24 protein-coding genes and 1 pseudogene are annotated in these 25,167 nt (G+C 70.7%); 11 read left to right on the top strand and 14 right to left on the bottom strand.

The window, feature by feature from the left end; translation table 11 throughout:
• Nucleotide 1 precedes the first annotated feature (1 nt).
• Nucleotides 2-1,081, top strand: a complete 1,080-nt coding sequence (locus TCUR_RS03700; RefSeq protein WP_041439290.1) for a branched-chain amino acid ABC transporter permease — start codon at nt 2-4, stop codon at nt 1,079-1,081.
• Nucleotides 1,078-2,340: an ABC transporter substrate-binding protein gene (locus TCUR_RS03695; RefSeq protein ID WP_012851132.1), complete on the top strand. Its 1,263-nt coding sequence runs from the start codon at nt 1,078-1,080 to the stop codon at nt 2,338-2,340. Before TCUR_RS03700 ends, TCUR_RS03695 begins: the two co-directional genes overlap by 4 nt.
• A 44-nt stretch (nt 2,341-2,384) precedes the next feature.
• On the opposite strand, the gene TCUR_RS28270 is transcribed toward TCUR_RS03695, so the two are convergent.
• The 4 genes and pseudogenes from TCUR_RS28270 to TCUR_RS03685 form a co-directional block, all read right to left on the bottom strand.
• On the bottom strand, nt 2,385-2,648 hold the full coding sequence (locus TCUR_RS28270) for a hypothetical protein (protein ID WP_281055198.1): 264 nt from the start codon (nt 2,646-2,648) through the stop codon (nt 2,385-2,387).
• Between the two features lie 18 nt (nt 2,649-2,666).
• A pseudogene (fusA, locus tag TCUR_RS28265) lies at nt 2,667-2,933 on the bottom strand (elongation factor G); the annotation flags it as partial.
• 12 nt (nt 2,934-2,945) lie between these two features.
• Complete coding sequence (locus TCUR_RS24615; protein ID WP_083789762.1) at nt 2,946-3,314, bottom strand: hypothetical protein; 369 nt, start codon at nt 3,312-3,314, stop codon at nt 2,946-2,948.
• Between the two features lie 41 nt (nt 3,315-3,355).
• Nucleotides 3,356-4,306 carry a S1C family serine protease gene (locus tag TCUR_RS03685; RefSeq protein WP_083789962.1) on the bottom strand — a complete coding sequence of 317 codons (951 nt, stop codon included), beginning with the start codon at nt 4,304-4,306 and terminating at the stop codon, nt 3,356-3,358.
• A 319-nt stretch (nt 4,307-4,625) separates the two neighbouring features.
• On the opposite strand from TCUR_RS03685, the gene TCUR_RS03680 reads away from it, so the two are divergent.
• Together TCUR_RS03680 and TCUR_RS03675 are read left to right on the top strand one after the other, a co-directional pair.
• Nucleotides 4,626-5,123, top strand: coding sequence for a hypothetical protein (locus TCUR_RS03680; RefSeq protein ID WP_148232916.1), 498 nt, complete (start codon nt 4,626-4,628; stop codon nt 5,121-5,123).
• On the top strand, nt 5,120-6,637 hold the full coding sequence (locus tag TCUR_RS03675) for an NADH-quinone oxidoreductase subunit NuoF family protein (RefSeq protein WP_012851129.1): 1,518 nt from the start codon (nt 5,120-5,122) through the stop codon (nt 6,635-6,637). Before TCUR_RS03680 ends, TCUR_RS03675 begins: the two co-directional genes overlap by 4 nt.
• A gap of 117 nt (nt 6,638-6,754) precedes the next feature.
• On the opposite strand, the gene TCUR_RS24610 is transcribed toward TCUR_RS03675, so the two are convergent.
• Entirely contained in the window at nt 6,755-7,999 is a 1,245-nt protein-coding gene (locus TCUR_RS24610; protein ID WP_012851128.1) for an NsdA family TPR-like regulatory protein, read from the bottom strand.
• A 1,018-nt stretch (nt 8,000-9,017) separates the two neighbouring features.
• On the opposite strand from TCUR_RS24610, the gene TCUR_RS03665 reads away from it, so the two are divergent.
• From TCUR_RS03665 to TCUR_RS03650, 4 genes are all read left to right on the top strand, one after another.
• On the top strand, nt 9,018-10,160 hold the full coding sequence (locus TCUR_RS03665) for a methyltransferase domain-containing protein (RefSeq protein WP_012851126.1): 1,143 nt from the start codon (nt 9,018-9,020) through the stop codon (nt 10,158-10,160).
• 303 nt (nt 10,161-10,463) lie between these two features.
• Complete coding sequence (locus TCUR_RS03660; protein ID WP_012851125.1) at nt 10,464-11,027, top strand: NADPH-dependent FMN reductase; 564 nt, start codon at nt 10,464-10,466, stop codon at nt 11,025-11,027.
• A gap of 21 nt (nt 11,028-11,048) precedes the next feature.
• The gene (locus TCUR_RS03655; RefSeq protein WP_012851124.1) at nt 11,049-12,086 is read left to right on the top strand and encodes a daunorubicin/doxorubicin resistance ABC transporter ATP-binding protein DrrA; all 1,038 of its coding nucleotides are present in this window, start codon (nt 11,049-11,051) and stop codon (nt 12,084-12,086) included.
• Complete coding sequence (locus TCUR_RS03650) at nt 12,083-12,925, top strand: ABC transporter permease (RefSeq protein WP_012851123.1); 843 nt, start codon at nt 12,083-12,085, stop codon at nt 12,923-12,925. Before TCUR_RS03655 ends, TCUR_RS03650 begins: the two co-directional genes overlap by 4 nt.
• Nucleotides 12,926-12,998: 73 nt before the next feature.
• On the opposite strand, the gene TCUR_RS03645 is transcribed toward TCUR_RS03650, so the two are convergent.
• The 3 genes from TCUR_RS03645 to TCUR_RS03635 all read right to left on the bottom strand — a co-directional run bounded on the left by TCUR_RS03645 (nt 12,999) and on the right by TCUR_RS03635 (nt 18,900).
• Nucleotides 12,999-14,348, bottom strand: coding sequence for an aldo/keto reductase (locus TCUR_RS03645; RefSeq protein WP_012851122.1), 1,350 nt, complete (start codon nt 14,346-14,348; stop codon nt 12,999-13,001).
• Nucleotides 14,349-14,614: 266 nt separating this feature from the next.
• On the bottom strand, nt 14,615-17,779 hold the full coding sequence (locus TCUR_RS03640; protein WP_012851121.1) for an ATP-binding protein: 3,165 nt from the start codon (nt 17,777-17,779) through the stop codon (nt 14,615-14,617).
• Nucleotides 17,780-18,246: 467 nt separating this feature from the next.
• On the bottom strand, nt 18,247-18,900 hold the full coding sequence (locus TCUR_RS03635; protein ID WP_052305400.1) for a DUF6461 domain-containing protein: 654 nt from the start codon (nt 18,898-18,900) through the stop codon (nt 18,247-18,249).
• Nucleotides 18,901-18,999: 99 nt separating this feature from the next.
• Here TCUR_RS03635 and TCUR_RS03630 point away from each other — a divergent pair, with 99 nt between their 5' ends.
• A complete protein-coding gene (locus tag TCUR_RS03630; RefSeq protein WP_012851118.1) occupies nt 19,000-19,419 on the top strand; it encodes a YbaB/EbfC family nucleoid-associated protein in 420 nt (139 codons plus the stop codon).
• Between the two features lie 17 nt (nt 19,420-19,436).
• On the opposite strand, the gene TCUR_RS03625 is transcribed toward TCUR_RS03630, so the two are convergent.
• The 5 genes from TCUR_RS03625 to TCUR_RS03605 all read right to left on the bottom strand — a co-directional run bounded on the left by TCUR_RS03625 (nt 19,437) and on the right by TCUR_RS03605 (nt 22,759).
• Entirely contained in the window at nt 19,437-20,024 is a 588-nt protein-coding gene (locus tag TCUR_RS03625; protein ID WP_012851117.1) for a suppressor of fused domain protein, read from the bottom strand.
• A gap of 503 nt (nt 20,025-20,527) precedes the next feature.
• Nucleotides 20,528-21,022 carry a WXG100-like domain-containing protein gene (locus TCUR_RS03620; RefSeq protein ID WP_012851115.1) on the bottom strand — a complete coding sequence of 165 codons (495 nt, stop codon included), beginning with the start codon at nt 21,020-21,022 and terminating at the stop codon, nt 20,528-20,530.
• Nucleotides 21,022-21,348 (bottom strand): WXG100 family type VII secretion target, encoded by a 327-nt coding sequence (locus TCUR_RS03615; RefSeq protein ID WP_083789761.1) that lies wholly within the window; start codon nt 21,346-21,348, stop codon nt 21,022-21,024. Before TCUR_RS03615 ends, TCUR_RS03620 begins: the two co-directional genes overlap by 1 nt.
• Before the next feature lie 155 nt (nt 21,349-21,503).
• On the bottom strand, nt 21,504-22,208 hold the full coding sequence (locus TCUR_RS03610; protein WP_245536967.1) for a suppressor of fused domain protein: 705 nt from the start codon (nt 22,206-22,208) through the stop codon (nt 21,504-21,506).
• Nucleotides 22,209-22,420: 212 nt separating this feature from the next.
• Nucleotides 22,421-22,759, bottom strand: a complete 339-nt coding sequence (locus tag TCUR_RS03605; RefSeq protein WP_012851112.1) for a hypothetical protein — start codon at nt 22,757-22,759, stop codon at nt 22,421-22,423.
• A gap of 522 nt (nt 22,760-23,281) precedes the next feature.
• Between TCUR_RS03605 and TCUR_RS03600 the strand changes: the two genes are divergently transcribed.
• On the top strand, nt 23,282-23,785 hold the full coding sequence (locus TCUR_RS03600) for a DUF4383 domain-containing protein (protein WP_012851111.1): 504 nt from the start codon (nt 23,282-23,284) through the stop codon (nt 23,783-23,785).
• A 69-nt stretch (nt 23,786-23,854) separates the two neighbouring features.
• Here the strand turns inward: TCUR_RS03600 and TCUR_RS03595 are convergent, their stop codons facing one another.
• Complete coding sequence (locus TCUR_RS03595; RefSeq protein ID WP_083789760.1) at nt 23,855-24,460, bottom strand: GNAT family N-acetyltransferase; 606 nt, start codon at nt 24,458-24,460, stop codon at nt 23,855-23,857.
• A gap of 48 nt (nt 24,461-24,508) precedes the next feature.
• Between TCUR_RS03595 and TCUR_RS03590 the strand changes: the two genes are divergently transcribed.
• Nucleotides 24,509-25,111, top strand: a complete 603-nt coding sequence (locus TCUR_RS03590; protein WP_012851109.1) for a superoxide dismutase — start codon at nt 24,509-24,511, stop codon at nt 25,109-25,111.
• Nucleotides 25,112-25,167 lie beyond the last annotated feature (56 nt).

Genomic DNA, 25,167 nt, shown 5'->3' with positions numbered 1-25,167 from the left:
GATGCCCGCGTTCAAAGCGATCGTCTGGGCGGCCGTGGCGGTGGCCGCGGTAGTGGCGCCCTTCTACCTGGAGAGCTTCTGGCTGACCGCCGGGGTGTTCGCCATGGCCGCCGCCATCGGCGCCATCGGCATCAACCTGCTGACCGGCGCGACCGGGCAGCTGTCGATGGGGCACGCCTTCTTCCTGGCGGTCGGCGCCTACGGCTACGTCTACCTGGCCGCCGAACCGGAGGGCGGGCTGGGCGGGCTGGGCCTGCCCACCCCGCTGGCGGCGGTGCTGGCGGTCGCGCTGGCCGGGGCGGCCGGCGGGCTGTTCAGCCCGATCGCCGGGCGGCTCAAAGGCGCCTACCTGGGCATCGCCACCCTGGCGCTGATCTTCCTGGGCCAGCACGTGCTGTTCAACGCCGGCCCGGTCACCGGCGGCTACAACGGACGGCCGGTGCCGCCGCTGGAGATCTTCGGGTTCGTCTTCGCCGACGACCCGCAGGTGGTGCTGCTGGGCGTGCCGTTCGGCGCCGCCGAGAAGCTGTGGCTGCTGGCCGCCGCGCTGCTGGCACTGGCCGCCTGGTTCGCCCGCGGCGTGCTGGCCGACCGGCCCGGCCGGGCCATGAACACCATCCGCGACCACGAGACCGCCGCCGGGGTGATGGGCGTGCCGGTGGCCCGCTACCGGGCCGGGGTGTTCGTGCTGTCGTCGATGTACGGCGGGCTGGCCGGGGTGCTGCTGGCGCTGACCTTCCAGCAGACCGTGCCGAGCTACTTCGACATGCTGCGCTCCCTGGACTACCTGGCGATGATCGTCATCGGCGGTCTGGGGTCGGTCGGCGGGGCCGTGATCGGCGCGGCCTTCGTCTCGCTGCTGCCGGAGGTGCTGGGCCGCTACAGCGAAGCGCTGCCGCTGGTGGCCGCGCCCGGCAGCGGCGGTTTCTCTCCCGCGGAGGCGTCCCGGGTGCTGTACGGCATCGCGGTCGTCGCCGTGGTCCTGTTCCTGCCGGGCGGCCTGCTGGGGCTCGCCGCGCGGGCACGGCGCGCGCTGTCCGGCAGGCTCCCCCACCCCTCCAAGTCAAGGAGTGCTCGATGAGCAGGTTCCGAACCCGGATCGGCGTGGCCGCGGCGGCGCTGCTGGCGCTGACCGCCACGTCCTGCGCCAGCGACAAAGCCGGCGGCGGGGACGCCAAGACCGGCCCCGACGGCGTCAAGTACGGCCCGGGCGTGACCGACGACAAGATCACCGTCGGGATGATCACCGACCTGACCGGCCCGTACGCGGCGCTCGGCAAGAGCATCTCCCAGGGCGCCCAGCTGCACTTCGAGCAGCTCAACGCCGCCGGCGGCATCTGCGGCCGCACGGTCGAGCCGCTGGTGCGCGACATGGGCTACGACGTGCAAAAGAGCGTGGCCGCCTACACCGAGCTGGAGTCGAAGGTCGCGGCGCTGCCGCACTTCATCGGGTCGGCCACGGTCAGCGCGGTGCGGCAGCGGCTGGACGCCGGCGGCCCGCTGACGCTGGTGCTGGCCTGGGCGCCGAACCTGCTGGGCAGCAAGGCCATCCAGATGACCGGCACCACCTACGCCGTGGACGTGATCAACGGGGTGGACTTCCTGGTCAAGGAGAAGGGCCTGAAGTCCGGCGCCAAGATCGGCCACGTCTATGTCGAGGGCGAGTACGGCGAGGACTCCCTGGCCGGCTCCAAGTTCGCCGCCGGGAAGCTGGGCCTGCAGGTCGTCGAGCAGAAGGTCAAGGCCACCGACGCCGACATGAGCTCCCAGGTCGCGGTGATGAAGGAGGCCGGCGTCAAGGCCGTGGTGCTGTCGGTCAGCCCCAAGCAGACCGCCTCGTTCGTGGGCGTCGCGCTCTCCCAGGGCCTGGACGTGCCGTTCATCGGCAGCAACTCCTCCTTCGCCCCGCAGCTGCTGGCCACCCCGGCCGCCCCGGCGCTGCTGAAGGACTTCTACGTCATGCAGGCCTCCAGCCCGCTGAGCGCCGACCTGCCGGTGATGAAGAAGCTGATCGCCGACTACAAGGCCAAGTACCCCAAGGACACCCTGGACAACGGGGTGATGGCCGGGTTCGTCACCGCGATGATCACCAGTGACGCGCTGAAGAAGGCGTGCGCGGCCAAGGACCTGACCCGCGAGGGCATCATCTCCGCCCACCGCTCCACCTCCGGCTGGGACGGCGGCTTCGGCACCAAGATGGACTTCACCGACGTCAACGAGCCCCCGTCCCGCGAGACCCACATCCTCAAGCCGGACAAGGAGACCGTCGGCGGGCTGAAGATCGTCCGCGAGCCCCAGGTCTCGGACCTGGCCAAGGAGTACCAGATCAAGGCCGGCTGAGCGGCCTGACCCCGGCCGGGGCCCGCACCGGGCCACGGCCGGGGTCACCCGGCGGCGCCCTGCTCCGTGAGCTTCTCGGCGATGCGGGCGGGGACCTCGGCGTAGTGGTCGAAGCGCATCGCGCCGCCGGCCGGTGCGGGGCGGCCGCCCATCTCCGCCAGCGGCACCAGGGCGTCCACGACCCGGGCGCCGGGGCGTTCCCGCACGGCGCGGACTTCGCCACGGCGGCCCTCGATGCCGGCGGTGACGCCGTCCAGGCGTCCGGCGGGGACGGTGAGCTCGACGGCCATCACCGGTTCGAGCAGCACGGGGGCCGCCTGCCGCACCGCCTTCCGGAACGCCAGGGCCCCGGCGACCCGGAAGGAGCCCTCCCAGGAGTCGATCTCATGCTCCCGGGCGTCCAGCAGCGCGACGCGCACCCCGATCATCGGATGGCCGGTCGGGGGGCTGAACCGCATGGCCTCCCGGCAGCCGGCGTCCACCGCGGAGACGTACTCGGCGGGGACGCATCCGGCGGGGAGGCGGTCGATGAACTCATAGACCGTCCCGTCCGTGATCGGCTCCACCGAGAGCCACACCCTGGCGTAATGGGCCGCGCCTCCGGTCTATTTGCTGTAGGTGACCTCCACCGGCCCGGCCTTGCGGCGGATGGTCTTCCGGTAGGCGACCTGAGGCCCGCTGATCGCCGCGTCGACCCGGTGTTCTCTCCTCATCCGGTCGATGAGGGCTTGCAGGCGCGGCGCGTCTTCGCCGCCGATGACGGCCCGGCCGGTCTCGCGGTCGATGCGCCCCTGGAGGGACGGGTCCTCCCGGGCCAGATGCCGGATCGCCGTGGCCGTCTTCTCCCGATCGTCCCAGGACGTGGGATCGACGGCGATCTCAAAGAGCGTGACCGGGGAGTCCTTCGGCGTCAAAACCACCGGGTTCCGTTCATCGCGCGGCGTCCCGCCGGCGTCGGCGCGGCCCAAACTCATGAACGCGACGATATCCCCGGCCCCTTCCAGGGGCGGACGCCTCAGTTCAGCAGCCGCGCGGCCAGGGCCATCGCCCGGTCGATGGGGATGGCGAAACCGATGCCGATCGAGCCGGCGCGGCCCTGGCCCAGCGTGGCGATGGCGGTGTTGACGCCGATGACCTGGCCGCGGGCGTTCACCAGCGGGCCGCCGGAGTTGCCGGGGTTGATGGAGGCGTCGGTCTGCAGCACCCGCAGCGTCCGCCCGCCGCCGATGCTCACCCGGCGGTCCAGGGCGCTGACGATGCCGGAGGTGACCGTCCCGGCCAGCCCCAGCGGCGAGCCGAACGCCAGCACCGGCTCGCCCACCCGCACCTGGTCGACGCGCCCCACCGGCAGCGGCGGCAGCCCCGCCGCGCCGATCGACAAGACGGCGATGTCGTTGGCGTCGTCCACGCCGACCACCCGGGCCCGCCGCTGCCGCCGGTCGGGCATCTCCACCACGACGCTCACGCCGCCGGCGACCACATGGGCGTTGGTGAGCACATGCCCTTGGCGGTCGAACACGAAGCCCGACCCGGTGGCGCGGGACCCGGCCCGGCGCACCTGCAGGGACACCACGCTGCGCTGCACCCGCGAGACGGTGGCGGCCAGATCGCCGGGCGCGTCGGCCGCCGCCGGGACGGCCCGCGGCGAGGGCCTCGCCGACCGCCCGTCCGCCAGATGCATCCCGGCCGCCCCCGCCCCGGCGGCCAGCGCGACCGCCAGCGTCCCCGCCATCACCCGCGGCCACCTGCGCCTCCTGCGCCGCCGGGACGCCCGCGACCGGCCCTGGGGGCCGTCCGCCCACGCCCCGCAGGTACGCGCGTCCACCACCTGCGACGTGCCGGTCCAAAAAGCGGCGGTACGGGCGTCATCGCCCCACGAGCCGCCGGCGACCCGCAAGGTGGCGGTGCGGCCGTCGTTGGCCCACGAACCGCCGCCCCAGGCGGCGCGGCCGTCGCCGGGCCTCATGCCCGCAGAACCCGCCCCGTCACGGGCGCCGGCCGTCCAGCCGGTCCCAAGCGCTTCATGGTCCCGGCCGCGGGCGTGACGTCCGGTGCAGGCGCCGGGAAACGGGTCCTGGTGCATCTCGGCTCCTTCACAGTGGCCGCAGGCGGTGGGTGATCCGCCAGGAGGTACGCAGCACACGGCCCGGAAGGGTCAAGCGTTCTCGGAAAAGCCCCCGGTGACCGGTCGGCGTTGAACTCGCACCGGGCCGGGCCGCGTACCACCCCCCGACGGGTCGGCACGACCGAGGGGCGATGGCGGCAGAGGTGAGGTCACGGATCCGATGACGATGCCGGACGGGCCGGCCGATCAGTGGTTCGGTTTCCTGGCCGCGCTGGAGACCACCTGCCCGGCCTGCTCGGGCACCGGGCAGGTGCGCAGCGAGGCCTGGCAGGCCTGGCACGAGCGCGCCGAGGAACTGGGCAGGGTGGCGCTGGCCGCCCAGCGGGCCTCCGGCATGCGGCTGGATGCGAGCGGCGCCGTGGTGCGGGCGCCGGACGACCTGCCGCGCCGCCGCCGCGCCTACGCAACGGGGCATTCGGGCGGCGACGCCCCCACCGTGATGGCGGCCATCGAACGCGCGATCGACGAGCACGAACGGGCCCGGCCGCTGGAGGCCGAGTACGTGACGTGCCGGACGTGCGCGGGCGGCGGCCTGGTGCTGACCCCGCTGGGGCAGCGCCTGGTGCAGTTCCTGCAGCGGCACGGGCTCGTGACCGGCCCGACCTCGACACCACCGCAGACTCCCGGGACGGGCGGGACGATCGGAGGACGGGCATGACCGCCGTGAGCATCGCGACCATCGGCAGCCCCCGGCTGACCATGGGCTTTGACAGGTTCGACCGGATCGATCTGGACCGGCACCGGGCGCTGCACGGCGCCTTGGCGGTGCCGACCCTGGAGGAGCTGCTGAAGATCACCGAAGCGGTGGACATCCGGGGCCGGGGCGGGGCGGCCTTCCCGTTCGCCCGCAAGCTGATGGCCGTGGCCAAGCAGGTCGGCCGTCCCGGCGACGTCGATGACTTCCTGCTGCCCGGCGAGGAGGACGACCACCGCGGCCGGCGCCAGAAGCGGGCGGTGGTCGTGGTCAACGGCTCCGAAGGCGAACCCGGCAGCAAAAAGGACAAGGTGCTGCTGACCCGCAACCCCCACCTGGTGCTGGACGGCGCGCAGATCGCCGCGACCGCGCTGGGCACCCGCGACATCGTGATCGCGATCGAGGACGAGACCGCCGCCCGCTCGATGCGCGCCGCCATCGTCGAACGCCGGATGCCCGCCGAGGTCGTCCGGCTGCCCGAACGCTTCATTTCCGGGGAGAGCGGCGCGGTGATCCGCGCCATCAACGGGGAGACCCCCATCCCCCCGGGCCGCAAGGTGCGGGCGGCCGAATCGGGCGTGGACGGCCGTCCCACCCTGCTGTCCAACACCGAGACCTTCGCCCAGCTTGCGGTGCTGGTCTCCCTCGGCCCCGACCTGTACGCCTCGGTCGGCACCGACTCCGAGCCGGGCACCACCTTGCTGACCGTCGGCGGCACCACCGTCGTGGAGTGCCCGCTGGGCACCCCGCTGGCGAGCGTCTTCGCCCAGTGCGGCGTCCAGCCGGGCCAGGGCGTCCTGGTCGGCGGCTACCACGGCGAGTGGATCACCCCCGAGGCCGCCCGCACCGCCATCGTCTCCCGCGCCGGTTTCCAGGCGGTCGGCGGGTCGCTGGGCGCCGGGATCATCCTGCCGCTGCCGGAGGGCACCTGCCCGCTGCGGGAGGTCGCCCGCATCGCCTCCTACATGGCCGGCCAGTCCGCCGGGCAGTGCGGCCCCTGCCGGCTGGGCCTGCCCGACCTGTACCGCTCCCTCGAGGCGCTGGTGGACGGCTCCGGCAGCCCCGAACTGGTGCGCCGCGCCGCCGGCATCGGCCGCGGCCGCGGCGCCTGCTCCCACCCCGACGGCACCGCCCGTTTCGCGCTGTCGGCGCTGAACACCTTCGCCCGCGACATCGAGATCCACCAGCTCAACGGCACCTGCGGCCAGCCGTGCTTCGGTGTGCTGCCGCTGCCGGTCCCCGGCGGCGGCGAGTCGAAGTTCGCCATCGACTGGAGCCGCTGCGAGGGCCACGGCCTGTGCGCCTACCTGGTCCCCGAACTCATCCAGCTCGACCGCTACGGCTTCCCCGTCGTCCTGGACGCCGAAATCCCCGGCTGGATGGAGACCGACGCCCAACGCGCCGTCGCCATGTGCCCCGCCCTGGCCCTGCGCATGGTCCCCGTCATGGCCAAACAACCCAAGGCCAAGCGCAAGTAGCCGTCACCGCACCGGGTGACGCCGCTGGAAGTCCCGGACGGCGGGCACGTCACGGTAGGGCGCCAGACGAGCGGTGCGGTCGACGGTGGGTTTCGGCCGTCACGTCTTTCGGCGTGGTCACAGGGGATGGCGCTGCCGGGCGTCGCCGAGGAGGTGCCGGATGTGCTCGGCGGCGTCGGTGACGGTGGACGGCGCGCCTGGGGAGCGGATGATCCTCGTGGCGGTCTCTTGCAGCAGGCTGGTGGTGCGGCAGGGGCTGAGGGCGGCCGCGAGGTCGGTGGCCTCGCCGATGATTTCCTCCGTCCGCGGCCAGTCGCGGACGTGGACCAGGGCCTCCAGCAGTTCGGCCAGGTCGAGCCTGGCGTAGGTGGGGCCTTCGCGCATTCGTGCGACGACCTCTTCGCGGAGGGGAAGCACCTGCCGCCACCGGCCCAACTGGGCCAGGGCCGCGCCCCGTTGCCGGAGGATCTCCATGTCGTCGACCCACCAGGTCCAGCGAGGATCGCGGGCGCCGATCCCGGCCGAGATCATCGTCTGGGCCTTGTCGAGGGCGGCCATCGCGCGGTGCTCCTGGCCCATCTGCGCCAGCGCCCGGCCGCGGCGGATCTCGAAAAGCGCCGCCACGCGAGGGGGCAGGCGGCCGTCATCAGCGAGGTCATCGGCGATTCTCAGCGCCTCGGCGGGGCGGCGTGCACGCAGCGACAGCATGCTCAGATGGCCCAGCTCGAACAGCTCCATGGCGCGGTCGCCGGCCTGGCGGGACAGCAGCAGCGCCTCGTTGATGAGCTGCCGTGAGGTCGTCTGCCGGCCGGCGTCGTAGGCGATCCACGCCGCGATCTCGCCGGTCTCCCCGGCGGCCGCCAGCAGGTCGCGCTCAATCCGGGAATCGCGGGCGCCGACGCCGACTTTGTGGTGCGCCTCTCGGAAGACACGGACGGCATGTGGGAGCAGGGTGCTGCCGCCGTGCAGCGTGTCGAGCCGTACCAGCGCCTGGTTGGCCTGCCGGAGCGACTCGACATAGCGGGCGTCGACCGGCCGTCTGCTCCCGGCGGGCAGGCAGATCACGCCGAATGGATCGACCGGAACGCCCGGCACGGCCGGTCGAGCACCCTGCCCGGGGCCGAACAGCTCGTCTAGGTCCATGTCGAAGGCGGTGGCGTAGGCGAAGCGGTAGCGCTCGCTGACGCTGACCTTGCCCGCCTCCCAGCGCTTGACGTAGGAGAGCACCGTGTCGAGGTCGGGCCGCTGCTGATCGGGGATGGCCTCGCGCAAACGGCGGGCCATCTCCGGTTTGGTCCACCGGCGGCGCTCCCGCTCCGCCCGCAGCCGGGCACCCAGCGTCCGATGACGGGCCTGGGGCATGGCACACCTCCGGGGGACCTGCTCCGGTCTGCTCCCATGTGCTTTTCATGATGCCCCTGGGGTGTGCCATACGGCATTGATTCACTGAAAGTGCCGGGGCGGTGACAGCAAGATTCCCCGCGATGGCCCCGGCAGATGGCATCTGTAGATGAAGCGGCCCCGGACGGTGGTGACGCACCGTGCTCCGAGGCCTGACCACGACCGGAGCGTGGCTGATGACGAACCTATCGGACCCTGCGCGGATTCCGGAGGCGGTGCGAGAACCGCTCCGGGCGCTGCAGGCCCGGTTCCCCGGGGTGACGATCTGGTACGGCAGCAGGACGGGGCACTGGTGGGCCATGCCGGGCGGTGCGCGAGCCGTCGAACTGCTCCAAAGCGCCTCGGCGGACGGGCTCGTCCGCCAAGGCGCCGACCGATGCCCGCAGATGATCTCCCACGCGGTGCCGCCGCCTCCCCTGCGCACTGTGCCGGATGAGGCCGGGGCCGGTGCAGCGGCCGAGTGGACGTCCCCACCCTGCGCCGTCGTCTCCCCTTCTCGAAGCCCTGGACGAGAGAGCGGCCCACCGGCTCCCCGGTATGCGACCGCCCGGTCCAACCGACGGGAGCACTCCACGCCATTCGCCCTCAGAGGTCCCGGCCGGCAAGAAGGCCTTCGACTCATGCCGCCCGGCTCCAGCCGGTGGGCGAGCCCTCCTCCCCGGCGAGCGGCGGCCCGGGACGGACGCGGCATCCGGCGGCGGATCGAAGTCCTGTTCTCGCTGGGGACGGCGTGATCGCACAGCGCATTGCCGCCGCCGAAGCAGAGCCCGTCCACTGGGACGTGCCGGTCGCGGAGCGGTCGCCCCGGCAAGTGCGCCGGTGGGCCGTGCTCGGCAGGACTCCGACCGAATACATCGAAGGGAGCACAGACGATGGGCAAGCATGAGGGCGGACCGAAGAAGGACAAGCCCTTCGAGCCGAAGCCTCCCACCAGAGAACAGGGGGACGCCCAGACCCAGGGCGGCGGGAAGCGGGAGAAATGATCGACTTCGCCGAACGGATCGACCGGCTGGCCGATCTGCTCGAGGCGACCGGGCAGCTCAGCGACCCGGTATGGCGGCAGGCTCTGCACGCGGTGCCGCGGCACCTGTTCGTCCCGCCGGTCGCATGGGCACAGGGTCCGGACGGGTCCGGCCGCCGCATCGACCTGGCCGCCGACCCGGACGGCTGGTGGGAGGCCGCCTATGCCGACCAGCCGATCATCACCCAGGCCGATGACGGGGCCACCGATCCGGGCACGGGCCGGGGCAGCGCGTCCTCGTCGTTGTCGGCGCCCGGCATCGTCACCACGTTCCTGGAGCTGCTGGACCCGTTCGACGGTGACCGCGTCCTGGAGATCGGCACCGGGACGGGGTGGACCGCGGCGCTGCTGGCCTCCCGTCCCGGTGTGCAGGTCACCACGATCGAGGTGGACGCCCAGATCGCCGAGCGGGCGGCGGCGAACCTGAAGGCCACCGGACGCGACGTGCGGGTGCTGGTCGGCGATGGCGCCGAGGGAGATCCGGACGGTGCTCCCTTCGACTGCGTCCACGTCACCTGCGGAGTGGTCACCGTCCCGCACGCATGGGTGCGGCAGACCCGTCCGGGCGGTGTCATCGTCTTCCCCTGGATGCCGTGGTACGAGGGCGGTCACCAGGTGCGGTTGACGGTGGGACGTGACGGCACCGCGATCGGCCGTTTCCACGGCGGGTGCGCCTACATGCGGCTGCGGTCACAGCGACCGCCCGACGACGGCGGTCCGCAGAGCGAGATCCAAGAGGGCACCGCGCAGGTCGACCCCCGCAGGATCTTCCACGCCTCCGCCGGCCTGGACATCGCCATCGCCGGGCTGCTTCCCGATCTTGGGGCGAGCAGGGTCACCACGGCCGAGGGCGACTTCAAGGCATGGCTGTGGACGACCGACTGCGGGGCGCAGATCACCCGTGAGCGCAGCGGAGAGACGACCGTCCTGCAGTACGGCCCCCGCGCCCTGTGGAGCGAGGTCGAGGACATCTTCTTCCGCTGGCTGGAGTGGGGACGCCCCGGCCGAGACCGCTTCGGCATCACCGTCACCCCCAAAGGCCAGGCGATCTGGCTGGACGCACCGGACAACACCCTCCGCCCCGCCGCCGAGGCGACCTGACAGAACCGCGTGCGGCATCGACTCGGGCCGGACGATCTCGTGGGTGTCGTCCGCTATCGGGGGACCGGTGCCCAGGCCCAGGAGCCGGTCGTTCCCGGGCAGCGCGCCGAATGAGCTTCTCGCCGCGCGGCCTTAAGCCTGGGAAGAGCCGGGTGCATCGCCCCGTACGGGGCATGGCGTCCTCAAACCCGGGACGGCGGCATCCGGCGGGCGGGCAGGGGCCGCTAGATCGCATCTAGCGGGAGGGCGGCCGGATCTCGCGCCTTCGGGGTGAGGGGCCCGAGCGGTGAGGAGGCGAGCCCGATGGTCCTGGACGAAGGCGGCGGTCCGCTGCGGGTCGCGGTCATCGTGGGCAGCACCCGGGAGGGCCGGATCGGGGACGGCATCCGGCGCTGGTTCACCGGCCTGGCCGAGCGACGCGCCGACATCGCGGTGCAGGTGGTCGATCTGGCCGAGCACGATCTGCCCGCCCGCCTGCCCGGGGCGGCCACCCCGCAGATGACCGGCTTCGCCGAGCTGATCGGACGGGCCGAGGGGTTCGTGGTGGTGACACCGGAGTACAACCGCAGTTTTCCCGCCTCCCTCAAACAGGCGATCGACTGCGTGTACGACGAGTGGCTGGCCAAACCGGTCGGCCTGGTCTCCTACGGCTACCGGTCCGCCGGGCTGCACGCCGCCGAACAGCTGCGTTCGGTCTTCACCGGGCTGCACATGGTGTCGATGTGCAGCGCCGTGCACATCGACCTGCGCGGCGGCGATCCCGCTCGAAACGGCCCGGAGCACGACGCCGCGGCCATGCTCGACCAGCTCGTGTGGTGGGGCCTGGCGCTGCGCGAGGCCCGGGCCGCGCGCCCCTATGTCTGCTGAACCCGAGACGAGGAAGACCCGATGACGACAAGCACCCATCAGGAGGGCGCCACGGCCGCGGGCGAGCGGTCCGCCGTGCCGGCGATCGAGACCTCACGCCTGGTCAAGACGTTCGGCGGCACCCGCGCGGTGGACGGCATCGACCTGGTGGTGCCCGCCGGCACCGTCTATGGCGTGCTGGGGCCCAACGGCGCGGGCAAGACCACCACGGTGCGGATGCTGGCCACGCTGCTGCGCCCGGACGGCGGAACGGCCCGGGTGTTCGGCCACGACGTGGTGCGCGAGGCCGACGCGGTGCGCTCCCGCGTCAGCCTGACCGGCCAGTACGCCTCGGTGGACGAGGATCTGACCGGCACCGAGAACCTGGTGCTGCTGGGCCGGCTGCTGGGGTACCGCAAGGCGGCGGCGCGGGAGCGGGCGGCATCGCTGCTGGAGGCGTTCGGGCTGACCGAGGCCGCCGACCGGCAGGTCAAGCACTACTCCGGCGGGATGCGCCGCCGCCTGGACATCGCCGCCAGCATCCTCAACACCCCCGACCTGCTGTTTTTGGACGAGCCCACCACCGGGCTGGACCCGCGCAGCCGCAACCAGGTCTGGGACATCGTGCGCGCGGTGGTGGCGCACGGCACCACCGTGCTGCTGACCACCCAGTACCTGGAGGAGGCCGACCGGCTGGCCGACCGGATCGCGGTGATCGACCGCGGCAAGGTGATCGCCGAGGGCACCCCGGGCGAGCTGAAGTCGTCGGTGGGCGCCGGCTCGGTGCACGTCCGGCTGCGCGACCGCCGGCAGCGCGAGCAGGCCCGCCGGGTGCTGGCGCGGGCGCTGGAGACCGAGGTGCAGCTGGAGGCCGACCCGGTGGCGCTGACCGCCCGGATCATGAACGGCGACGCCCGCGCCTCGGTGCAGGCGTCCCGCGCGCTGGCGGAACTGGACGCCGCCGGCGTCGTCGTGGACGACTTCTCCCTCGGCCAGCCCAGCCTGGACGAGGTGTTCCTGGCCCTCACCGGCCATCCCGCCGACACCGCCGAGCAGACCGACAAGGAGGTGGCCGAGTGACCGCCGGCACCGCCGTGACCCCGGATTACTCCCCCGCGCCGGAGACCATCGCCGCCGTGCTGTCGCGGGGCGCGCGCCCGCCCCGGCCCAGCGCGCTGTCGTCCTCGCTGACCTTCGGCTGGCGGGCCATGCTGAAGATCAAGCACGTGCCCGAGCAGCTGTTCGACGTCACCGCGTTCCCGATCATGATGACGCTGATGTTCACCTACCTGTTCGGGGGCGCGCTGGCCGGCTCCCCGCGGGAGTACCTGCAGTACCTGCTGCCGGGGATCATGGTGATGAGCGTGGTCATGACCTCCATGTACACCGGGACCTCGCTCAACCTCGACGTCTCCAAGGGCGTCTTCGACCGCTTCCGCAGCATCCCCATGTGGCGCCCGGCGCCCATGGTCGGCTACCTGCTGGGCGACATGTTCCGCTACTCCATGGGCGCGGCGGTGATCCTCGTGCTCGGGCTGATCCTGGGCTTCCGGCCCGGCGGCGGCCCCGCCGGGGTGCTGGCCGGGATGGCGCTGCTGGTGGCCTTCTCCTTCGCCCTGTCGTGGATGTGGACGATGTTCGGGCTGCTGCTGCGCACCGACAAGGCGGTGATGGGCGTCAGCATGCTGGTGCTGTTCCCGCTGACCTTTTTGTCCAACATCCTGGTCGACCCGCAGACCATGCCCGGCTGGCTGCAGGTCTTCGTGGACGTCAACCCCATCACCCACCTGGTCGCGGCGGTCCGCGGCCTGATGGCGGGCCGGGTGGACGGCGGTGAGATCGTCTGGACCCTGGCCGCCGGCGGGGTGCTGACCGCGGTCTTCGGGACGCTGACCATGCGGCTGTACAACCGCAGGTAGCCCGATCGGAGAACGCCCGGCGTCCGCGGGGACGCCGGGCGTTCTTTGCTGTGGCCGTCCACGGCTCCGCCGGTCAGTGGCGGACGGTGCGCATGTCGGGGTAGCGGTCGCCGGCCACCGCGTCGGCGGGGACGGCCTCCTCCAGGGCGGCCAGGTCCTCGCGGGTCAGTTCGATGTCGCGGGCGGCGGCGTTCTCCTCCAGGCGGCTGCGGCGCTTGGTGCCGGGGATCGGGACGATGTCCTCGCCCCGGGCCAGCACCCACGCCAGCGCCAGCTGGGCCGCCGTGACGCCCTTGGCCTCGGCCATCTGCCGGACCCGCTGGGCCAGCGCCAGGTTCCGTTCGAAGTTGCCCTCCTGGAAGCGCGGGTTGCCGGCGCGGAAGTCGCCGTCGGCCAGCTGGTCCCGGCTGGTGATCGCACCGGTCAGCAGGCCCCGTCCCAGCGGGCTGTAGGCCACCAGGCCGATGCCCAGCTCCCGCAGCGTCGGCAGGACGTCCTGTTCCAGATCCCGGGTGAACAGCGAGTACTCGTACTGGCCGGCGGTGATGGGGTGCACCGCGTGGGCGCGGCGCAGCGTCTGCGGGGTCGCCTCGGAGATCCCCAGGTGCCGCACCTTGCCCGCCTGCACCAGTTCGGCCAGCGCGCCCCAGGTCTCCTCGATGGGCACCGACGGGTCCACCCGGTGCTGGTAGTACAAGTCGATGTGGTCCACGCCCAGCCGCTGCAGTGAGGCGTCGCAGCATTTGCGCACGTATTCGGGGCGGCCGTTGACGCCGACCCGCGTGCCGTCCGGCAGGCGTTCGATGCCGAACTTGGTGGCCAGCAGCACCTCCTCCCGGCGTCCCTTGATGGCCTTGCCCACCAGTTGCTCGTTGGTGAACGGCCCGTACATGTCGGAGGTGTCCAGGTGGGTGATGCCCAGGTCCAGCGCCCGGTGGATGGTCGCCACCGCCTCGCTCTCGTCGCCGGGCCCATAGAAGTCGCTCATGCCCATGCAGCCCAGGCCCAGCGACGAACTGACCAGCCCCCGGCCCAGCGTGCGCGTGCTCGTCATCATGCCGTCCTCGCGTCGCTCGTACTTGGAGATCTTCTGATCGATGAGGGCGAGGTCCGCGTCCAGCTGCCTGATCTGTTCCACCACCCGAGCCCGGTGCTCCAGCAGCAGCCTCTTGCGCTCGGACACGGTGTGCGGGCCGATGTCCACCAGCGCGAAGTAGCGCCGCATGTCGGCGATCGGCATCCCGGTGGCGCGCAACCGGGTGATCAGGTGGATGCGTTCCAGGTCGCGTGCCTGGTAACGGCGATGCCCGTTGACCGAGCGGGCCGGCGCCTTCAGCAGCCCCACCCGCTCGTAGTAGCGCAGCGTGTGCGCGCTCAGACCGGTCCGCGCGGCGACCTCGGCGATGGTCAGCCCCTCGTCCATGCGTCCAGCCTTCCGCTTAGAGCGCACTCCAAGTCAAGCCGCCGAGAACAGGCCGGCAAAGTCCGCTGAAAACGTCCGGACGGCCAAGCTGAAACGGCCGGCCCGGCCGCATCCGGCGACGTCCTGCCGGGCGGTCCGCGCACTGCGAGCGTCACCGTGCCTCGGTGAACCCCGCGTGACCGCTTCCAGGACCGGCCCCCTACGGACCTCTCGAATCGGCGTGCCCCGAATGCCGCCGGACCGGTGGCTTGCGCCGCCCGCATCCGCTACAGGCGCCAGGTGACCTGCTGGTCGGGGCGGTAGGCGCAGGCGGTGCCGGTGGAGACGGAGCGGCGCAGGTGGGCGGCCAGTTCGGGGTGGTGCCGGTCCAGGCGGCGCAGGGTGTCGCGGATGCGGGCGGTGACGGTCTTGCGGGCGCGTTCGGCCTCATCGCCCAGACGGCGGGGACGGCCGGCCAGGGCGGTGGCGGCGTGCAGCTCGGCCAGCAGGGCGGCGCGTTCGCGGTCGTAGGCGGCGGCGCGGTCGTCGTCGCCGACGGCGGTGGCGTGTTCGATCTCCTCGTCCAGGTGGGCCAGGCGGCGTCTGTAGCGGGCCTTGGCCTCCTCGTCGAGGACGGGATCGCCGCCCAGGGCGCGGGCGGCCGCCACGGCCGGGCCGCCCTCGGGGTTGGCCAGGCGGGTGGCGGGGACGTCCGCGCCGGGGGACGACAGCAGCGTGTGCAGGTCGCGCAGGCCCTTGGCGTCGGGCATGTGGACGCGGCGGCCCGCGTAGGCCAGTGCCCAGACCCGTCCGTCGAAGCGGAACTCGCCGGTGGCGGTCTTCGCCGCGGGACGCCCGCGGGTCCGGCGGGCGCGGTGGATCCGGCGCAGCAGGTGCCGCATGCCCAGTTCGGCGGCCTCGCGTTCGGCCTGCTCCAGGAGTTTTTCGGCCTCCTCGTCCCGGTCGCCGGTGGCGTGGGCGCGGGCCAGCAGCGTCTCGGCCAGGCCGACGCGGGCCTGCAGCGACCAGGGGCGGGCGCCGAGGCGGTCGGCGGCGGAAACGGCGGCGGTGAAACCGGCGATCGCCTCCTCCCAGCGCCGCTGGGCGGCGTCCACCATCGCCAGCCACAGGTGGTAGGGGCCGCCGACGTCGCACCCGTACACGGCCACCGCCCACTGCCCGAGATGGGGGGTGATCGCGGCGCGGGTCCGCTCGCACAGGTCCGCATCGCCGGTGGCCGCCGCGACCTGTGCCTGCAGCCGCAGCAGCAGCGGCATGAACATGCCCTGGACCTGCCTGCCGGGGGCGGTGAGCTCCGCCAGGTGGCGCCGCGCGGTGGGCAGGTCCTCCCGCTGCACCGCCGTGAGGGCTTTCAGCAGCCGGGTGTACGTGCCGTCGTCCGGCAGGCACGAGGCGGCGGCCTCTTTCACCTCCTCCGGGCGGCCCCGCAGGTGGTGCAGCATCCACCGCAGGTGGCGGAGCGAACCGAAGTGGTCGCCGCCGTGGGCCTCGCTGAGCCGGGCGGCCTCGGCGATCAGTTCCTCGGCCTCGGCGAACCGGCCCTGCATGCCCGCGATGACGCTCCGGTCGATCAGGGAGCCGATCCGCAGGCCGGGCAGCCCTTCGCGCTCGCTCATGGCGAGCATTTCCGCGTGGGCGTCCAGGTAGCGGGGGTCGCCCTGCTCCAGCAGCGTCACCCAGCGCAGCGAGAGGGCGTAGTAGGTCATGTCGGGGTCGGACAGGCGGCGTCCCAGCTCCGAGAGTTCCTGGGCGAGGCGCTCCCGCTCGGCGGCGGTGCCGGGCCCCCAGATCAGGTCGTGCAGCGTCCACAGGAAGAACGCCAGCGCGTCGTCGTCGCGTTCGTCCCGGGCCCGGGCGGCCGCGAGCACGGTCACCTCCCTGGCCAGCCGGTCCAGCGGCACCGGGCCCGCGATGTCGCCGGCCAGCGCCCGGTGGGTCTCCCGCAGCAGCTCCTCCGCCGGATCGGACGGGCCGTCGCCGGTCCCCGCGTAGATGTGCAGGGTGAGCGCCACCCGTGCCGTCACCACCGGGTCGCCGGCCCGACGGGCGCATGCGGCGGCGTCCGTCAGCATCGCCCGCGCCTGGCCGATCTCGCCGTAGTGGTACAGGTCGCGGCCCAGGTCCAAGGCGATCAGAGCCCGCCGCCGCGGCTCCAGCGCGGCGGCCACGTCCAGGGCGCGGCGGCGGTGCTGGAGTTTTTCGTCGATGGCCATCCTGGCGCCGGCGTGACGGGCCGCCGCGATGAGGTGGTCGACCACCACGGCCGGGTCCAGCTCGCCGCGTCCGCGATGGGCGTGGGCGGCCAGCTCGGCGGGCAGCAGGTGTTCGGCCAGATCGGGGAAGCGCTCCAGGGCGCGCACGACCGCCGCATGTTTTTGCGCGGCCTGTGTTTCGGTGAGCGTGGCGTAGAGGGTCTCGCGGACCAGGTCGTGCACGAAGGCGAAACGGCCCCCGCCGAGCGTCACCGCCAGCCGGGCGGCCACCGCCTGCTCCAGCAGCCGGTCCACGGCGGCGGCCGGTTCGGCGGCGACGGCCGCCAGCAGCCGGCGGTGGAACTCCCGCCCCAGCACCGCCGCCACGGTCAGCAGCCGCACCGCCGCCTCCGGCAGCAACGACAGGCGCTGCTGCACGGCATCGCGCACCCCGGGGGCGATGGCCTCCACCGGGCCGCCGCTCTGCCACAGCCGGGCGGCCTGCTCCACAAAGAACGGATTGCCGCCGGTGCGCCGATGCACCTCGGCGACCAGGGCGTCATCGGGGCGGCGGCCGACCGTGCGGGCCATCAGCGCGCCGACCTCGGCGCGGCCGAGCCCGGTCAGCGTCACCGTGGTCGCCCGGATCGCCAGGGACGACATCAGCGGGCGCAGCGGATGGCCGGGCAGCTCGACCTCCACGTCCCGGTAGGTGCCCACCAGCAGCAGCCGCTCGAACCAGGTGTGCCGGGCGGCGAACTCCAGCAGCCGCACCGAGGCGGGGTCGGCCCAGTGCAGATCGTCCAGGACGATCATGAGCGGGCGGCGCTGGGCCGCGGTGACCAGCGCGGTGGTCACCCCGTCGTAGAGGACGAAATCCCCGATCTCCCCGGGTTCCTCCGGGCGTTCGCCGAGCAGTGCCGCCGGCACGCCCCCGGCGGCGTCCTCGACCTCGGCCCATTCCCCGGCGGTGCAGGACCTGCGCAGCCCGCGGACGACCTGAACCCACGGCCAGTAGCCCGGTGCGCCGCCGGACTGCCAGCACGACCCGCTCAGCACCAGCGCGCCGCGCCGGCGGGCCGCCACGGCCGCCTCGGTGACCAGGGCGGTCTTGCCGATGCCGGCCTCCCCGGTCACCAGCACCAGCCCGCCGTGGCCGTCGATGGCGCGGGAGAGCTCGGCGTGCAGCGTCTCGATGGCGTGTTCACGCCCGATCAGCGGGGAGGTCACCGTTGTCATGGCCGCCGTCTCCGTCGTCGAGCCCGCTGGTCCGTGGCGAGCGCGCCCGTGTGGGGGAAGGATGCGTTCCGCGATTAGAACAAGGTATCGAATGCCACCGACATCTCGACCGAGCTCTGCACGGCCGGTTTCCCGGGCAGGACTCCTATGGACGCGCCACGGGCGTGGGTAGGTCCCACTTTGCCAGGCAAGGCACCTTCACCTGCTCAATGCAGGACGAATAGGAGGTGTCATGTCCCATCTCTCCCCATCCGACTTGACACAGACCGCCCTTACCTGCGTCGACGGCTCTCCCCGCCCCGATGTGGAACCTTCCCGCTTCGATGCGAACGAGGAAGATCCACATCCCCGGACGGACCCGTCCAACGACGACAGCCCCCTCCCGGCCCCTCTCGACGGACGTTGAGAGAACCCGGAAAGGGGCGGGTGCGCTTCGAAGACTCCTGCCCCCACCCTCGGCAGGGAGCTCAGGGGATGGGGGCGATTCCGCACAGGAAGGTGGATTCGTTCAGGAGCTCGGGGGTCACGCGGACACCGGTGAGACGCTCGGCGAGAGCGAAAGCGGCCGCATTGTAGGGCCCTCGTTCTTCATCGTCCTTGCCCTGTGAGTTGAGGTCGAAGCCCACTTCCTCCATCTGAGCGACCAGGGCGTCCGGCGTCGTGCCCCAACGTTCGTAGGGCCGATAGGGATCGAACCCGAGCTGCTTCTGGCCGTCCTCCATCCACAGGAAGTCGCTGAGCCATTCGATGTTGCGATACCAGGAAACCGTCCTGGTGCCTTTCGACACCGAGGACATGACATCCTCCCTCACACCCAGGTAACCGTTGGGCTCCACGGCCAGCACCGCCGAACCGTCAGCTCCCTCGCAGTAGGTAGCGGCGACGAGCAGCCGAGTACTACTGAACTTTCCGTCCGTGTTGTCGTCTATATCGCCCTCCAGATTGAGGGCGAGATCGTAAAGGCCGGTGACGCCCCGGCGCCGTTCGGTGATCTCCGCACTCAACCGACGCAGATACTCCTCGGGAGTCAGCCTGAGGGCGACGGTGAAGCAATAAGCCTCGGCCAGGTCGCCCCTGAACTGCTCATCGAACCAGAGGTAGTCCGTTGCAGTAGTCCCCATGTGATCATTCATACCCCACACGATGGGTTGCCTGCTGCAGCAAAATCCAAGATCCTGATTGCATAGGAAGTCTGTGCGCCATCGGAAAGAAGGGGTGTTGTGGTCAATCTGACTGAGCTCGACCGGATGCTCACCGAAACCAGGGGCCTGCTCAGTCAGGTGAGGTCCGGGAAGGGCGGTGCTTCCCAGGAAGCGGTAGAGGGACAGGGCTCGGCGGCAGACGGCCGGATCAGGGTCGTGGCGGGCGCCGGAGGTGAGATCACCTCGATCGAACTGGACCCGCGTGTCATGCGGATGTCCTCCCAAGAGCTGGCCGAACACCTTGTCGAGGCGGTCAACCAAGCCTTGCGCGAGCTACGCGCTCAAGTGACCACAGCGGAGACGGCGATCGCTCCAGAGGTCTTGGCGCAGCGGCTCGCCGAAGTGCAGGACCAGGGACTCAGGCAGATGACCATGTTCGTCGAAGGACTGCGGGATGCCATGACGCAGCTGGGCCAGCGCGCCGACAGAAGCGGATAAGTCCATCTCTCCAGGATCTAGATCACGGACTTACGGAACGGATCCAGCACGTCAACCTGCTTCTCCTCGAAGAGGTCCTCCAACGCCGCCGTGCCATTGCCCATCGCATATATTGCCTCACGTCGAGTGATCGGCACCAGCCATAGGAATTGAACCGGCTCACCGTTGGGGAGTTCCATCCACTCCAGGTCAGGGCCGAAAGGATAAGGCAGGTTCAGCATGAACCCAGTGGCGGTAGCGCCATCTATCCATGGCCGGCCGAGGTTGACAGTGCGCCCCAAGTGGAAGGGGTGGTCTCCGACCGCATGATAGTGGGCGATCATCGCCAGCGACTCCACATGAATCGGACTTTTCGCCGGAGCCTCAAGGACGAACTCAACCCGCTGGAAGGAGTCCACCTCAAACGCCCCCACAGACACGTAAATCCAGGGCTGATTTACAGCTATCGGCGAGATTCGACGCACCCGGAAGTTCGGCAGCACATCCCGGATGGGGCCCAGATTCCAGGAGAACTCCTCAAATGGGCGGTCAGGCCAAAAATTGCGCAGATGCAGATCGATGGCATGGTAGTCGTGCTCGCCGCCAGGGTTGCTTTTAGAGGCCATATTTCTTCTTATACCGCTGTGACAGCTTGGCCATCTCGTGGCCCTGCTTTCTTTGACACTGCAGGCAAAATGCCCCGTTGAATGCTTCCTCGCTACGCGCGTAGGTGCGGCGCTCCTCGTCAGTCATGGCAAATCCGCCATGATCATAGTAGTGGACGACAAGCGGCGGATCATGTTCAGGAACCGGCCTATGATCACTGCCGGGCACCATCTTACTTCTACACGATGGGCACGGCTTATTCGCAAATTCACGGCGAATCCTATCGCCGACCGGATGGTCGGTCTGCGAACCGCCGTAGTGCTTGGTACGGTCGTATGGCTCAGTCGGCCTGGTCGGACGAGGTTTATTAGTGCCCGGATAGTTGGGGCTGAGCCCCCACCGTTTAAGGGACTCGTTAAATCTCTTGTCGGTTCGGGAGAGCCGATAGACGCCTTTAGCTCCTTGAGATCCCTTACGGCTCTTTGCCCTACGCCGTTCCGCCGACCGCCGGCGGCGATCTCCCTTACCCACCGAGCAGCACCTGTATGGCCTGGTCGATCAGGAAATCGATGATCATTTTTGTGATCTCTTTGAAGATGGGAATCTCCAGCAGAGAGGCTCCGAAGGTCGCCGGGGCAGTCGCGATGGCCTGAGCTATCTGGAAGGCGAGTATGGTCAACTGAATGATCACATTGATCTTGAGGGCGAGTACGACCGCCCCCATGACGAACAGCCCCGCCCCGATGAGGACTGCACCCTCTGACGCGGTGTGCAGGTTCGCCGAAGCGGAATCGCTGCCGGACCACGCGTTCTGAAAGGCCTCGATGCCCTGTCCCGAGTGACCGCTCCAGACTTGCTGGACAGCCGCATCAGCCGCAGAAATGTCCGACTCCAGCGTTCCCGAGAAGGACACCCAGCGCTGCCCCATCTCAAACAGCTTGGTCTCATCGGCCTCGGGCCAGGTGAAGCCGAGCATGCCCAGAAGGGAGATCAGCTCCCCAGGAAGCTGGAGCCCCATCAGAGAAATTCCCGGACCCGGTTGACCTCGACAACGGAATTCCGCTCAGCTGCTTCGTACTGAGCAGCCATGTTCTCCAGCCCTGCCAGGACGGACTCCAGCTCCTCGATATTGCTGTTGAAGCAGTTCATCGCAATATCGACGATGCTTTCGTAAGCATCCTGGATCAGCATGCCGATCTCATCACTGCCCCATGGCGCACCGAACCCCGCCAGCTCGTTCTCCAATGCGGTCAGATGCGCATCGAGCTGATCAACGGCCTGATCCAAGTCCCTGGCCGCGCGTCGAAGCGTGCCTGAATCGACTCTGAGCTCGCCGTTTCCCACTGTCCACCCCGGCGGTCACCCCGAAGATCGAGTGCATAGCTTAGTGACCATCTTGCCCGGCTTCAACTAAGTTGGCTGACTTAATCTATTTTGTTCTGTAAACAACAGAAACGGCTCCATCGCCGGGCGACGGAGCCGTGAAGTGTCTTTGCTGGTCAGACCACTGACCTGCGTTGCGGGTCGAGGACGTCGGCCTGGTTCTGCTCGAGCAGGTCTCCCAGGGCATCCGCACCGTGAGTGCGCGCGTATTCGGCTTCACTGGCGGTGATGGGGACCAGCCACAGGAAGCGCACCGGCTCTCCGTTGGGAAGCTCCGCCCACTCCAACTTCGGCCCGAAGGGGTACGGCAGGTCCACCATGAAGTGGTCTTGGGGCGAGCCGGTGATCCAGGGGCGGCCGATGGCAACGGTCTGGCCGAGGTCCAGTGGAGGTCCGGTCAGGTGGCGGTAGGTGACCATCGCCAGCGACTCCACATGGATGGGATCCTCCGCCGGCGCCTCGATGATGAACTCAAGACGCTGTCCGCCGTCGGCCTCGAACGCCCCCTTGGTCACATACACCCAGGCGTCTTGCGCGGAGGCAGGAGTGATCCGGCGCACTCGGAACCTCGGCAGAACCTGCTGGATAGGGCCCTTGGTCCAGGAGAAGTCATGGAAGTGGGCGCCGGGCCAGAAGCCTCGCAGATGGCGGTCGATGGCCTGGTAATCCTGCTCACCACCTGGGTTGCTCTTGTGCAAGGTCAATGGAACACCTGCTTTGAGGTTCGGGTCGGAGTGACTGCTCGCTTCAAGACCAGCGTAGGCACGCAGCCCTTTCCAGCGCGCATCGAGCAACAACAGCGATGAGGGCGGCGGTTCCACGATCGGCGTTGGTCCCTCCGATGGCGGCAGGAGATCTTCTCGCCTGCGGTGTCGTCGGCGTTTCCCCGCAGCAGGCTCCCTGGATCTCCGCACCCTCGACGGCACCGGCCGGCGAGAGACCCGGCAGGAAACTGCCACAGCTCCCTCACCTGCAGGCGGAAGCAGGGACGCGCGGATGTGGGATGGGTCGTCTGCCGCCGGGCAGAGCGCCCTCACCTACTCGATGCAGGGCAAGGAGTCGCGTTCGTTCCCGGCCGGGCGGCTGCGAGCACGGTCACTTCCCCGGCCGGCCGGTCCACGCCGGAGACCGGTTCGGCGGTGACGGCCGCCGGCAGTCGGCGGTGGAACCGTCGGCCCGGCACCGCCGCCTCCGGCAGCAACGACAGGCGCTGCTGCACGGCATCGCGCACCCCGGGGGCGATGGCCTCCACCGGGCCGCCGCTCTGCCACAGCCGGGCGGCCTGCTCCACAAAGAACGGATTGCCGCCGGTGCGCCGATGCACCTCGGCGACCAGGGCGTCATCGGGGCGGCGGCCGACCGTGCGGGCCATCAGCGCGCCGACCTCGGCCCATTCCGCGGGCGGTGCAGGACCTGCGCAGCCCGCGGACGGCCTGAGCTCACGGCCGATACCCGGTGCACCGCCGAACTGCCGGCACGATCCGCTCAGCACCAGCGCGCCGCGGCAGGCCGCCACGGCCGCCTCGGTGACCAGGGCGGTCTCGCCGATAGCCCGCCTCCCCGGTCACCAGCACCGGCTCGCCATGGCCGCCGACGGTACGGTCGATCTCGGCACGCGGCGGCATGCTCCCGCCCGATCGGCGGGGAGATCACCTGTCGTCATGGCCGCCGTCTCCGTAACCGAGTTCGCCGGGCCGTGGCGGGCGCGCCCGTGCAGGGAAGGATGCGTTCTGTGATTAGAACAAGGCATCGAATGCCACGGGCATCCGGACCGGGCTCTGCACGGCCGGCTCTCCGGGCGGGAGCCCTAGGGACGTGCCACGGGTGTGGATAGGTCTCACTTTGCTGGGTAAGGCGCCTTCACCTGCTCAATGCAGGACAAATAGGAGGTGTCATGTCCCACGTCTCCCCATCCGACTTGACACAGACCGTGAAGAAGTCCACGCCGGTGCAGATGGCGGCCTACATCCTCGGGGCTGTTTTCCTGCTGATAGCGATCTTGGGATTCATCCCGGGCATCACCACCAACTACGGCTCGATGGAGTTCGCCGGGCATGAGTCGGGGGCGAAACTGCTCGGCCTGTTCCAGGTCTCCGTCCTGCACAACCTGGTCCACGGGGCGTTCGGGATCATCGGGCTGGCGCTGGCGCGCACGGTCACCGGAGCCCGCGCCTTCCTGGTCGGCGGCGGTCTGATCTATCTGCTGCTGTGGCTGTACGGGCTGTTCATCGACCACGGCAGCGGCGCCAACTTCATCCCGGTCAACCACGCCGACAACTGGCTGCATCTGGGGCTCGGCGTCGGCATGGTCCTGCTCGGCCTGTTGCTGCCTCCGCGGCGCCAGCCCGCACCGGCCGGCCGGCACACCGCGCAGAGCCAGAACCGCCCCGACCGCTGACGGCCTCCTCGCGCCCGGGGCGCTCCGGTCCGCGGCCGGCGACCGGGCGCCCCTGCACCGAGGGGCGCCTCAGGGGGGCGTCGAGGACGCCTCCGCGGGCGCGCGCAGGGTGAACAACGACAGGCGCAGCCGGGGATACAGGTCCGCCGGCAGCGGGCCCTGGTCGCGCCAGCCCAGGGAGCGGTACAGGCGCGCGGCGGGTGATCGGGCATAGGTGATCAGCCAGGCGGCCGGGCGGTCGCGCACGACGGCCTGCACCAGCCGCCGGCCGATGCCCTGCCCCTGGGCGTCGGGGTGGACGAACAGTTCGGCGACGGCGAAGGCCCCGCCGATGAGCTCGGCGGCCCGGGCGGCTCCGAACGCCCGGGTCACGGCGTCATGGACGCGGTCGCCTTCGGAGAGAGCGGGCGTGGGCCAGCCGTAGCAGACGCCCAGCAGTCGTCGCCGGCCGTTCCCGGCGGCGGCGGTCAGGGCGGTGAAGCCGGGGCGGGCGGCGGCCTCGGCCAGTTTGCCGTCGTAGGAGGCCATCTGCTCCGGGGTCTCCGACCACGGCGGGCGGCGATAGCACGAGCGGTACAGGGCGGTGATCCGGTCGGCGATCGCCATGACGCGCCGTCCGTCCAGCCGGTCCACCTCGATCCGCACCTCTGCACCTCCACCGGGAGCGTCCAGCATGCAATCGCATTGTTGATGCAGTTGCGAGTTATTTGCAATAGTGACCGCATGACGACGTACTCACTGCCGGACCTGCCCTACGACTACGCCGCCCTGGAGCCCGCGATCACCGGGGAGATCCTGGAGCTGCACCACTCCAAGCACCACGCCGCCTACGTCAAGGGCGCCAACGAGACCCTGGAGAAGCTGGAGGAGGCCCGCGCCAAGGAACAGTACGAGGGCCTGGTCGGGCTGGAGAAGACGCTGGCGTTCAACCTCTCCGGCCACATCCTGCACTCGATCTTCTGGAAGAACCTCTCCCCCGACGGCGGAGACCGTCCCGACGGGGAGCTGGCCGCCGCCATCGACGAGCACTTCGGCTCCTTCGAAGCGTTCAAGAGGCAGCTCACCACCGCCACCACCACCGTGCAGGGCTCCGGCTGGGGCGTGCTGGCCTGGGAGCCGGTCGGCCGGAAGCTGATCGTGCAGCAGGTCTACGACCACCACGGCAACGTCGGCGTCGGCTCGGTTCCGCTGCTGGTCTTCGACGCCTGGGAGCACGCCTACTACCTGCAGTACCGCAACGTCCGCCCCGACTACGTCGCCAAGCTGTGGGACCTGGTCGACTGGGCCGACGTCGCGACCCGCTTCGCCGCCGCCGAGAGCGCCTGACCGCACGCGTCGGGCCCACGAGCCGCGGCGCCCACCAGGCCGGGATCATGCTCAGG

This window comes from Thermomonospora curvata DSM 43183 (assembly GCF_000024385.1).
Lineage (GTDB): Bacteria > Actinomycetota > Actinomycetes > Streptosporangiales > Streptosporangiaceae > Thermomonospora > Thermomonospora curvata.
This window is presented reverse-complemented; position numbering and strand designations above follow the sequence as displayed.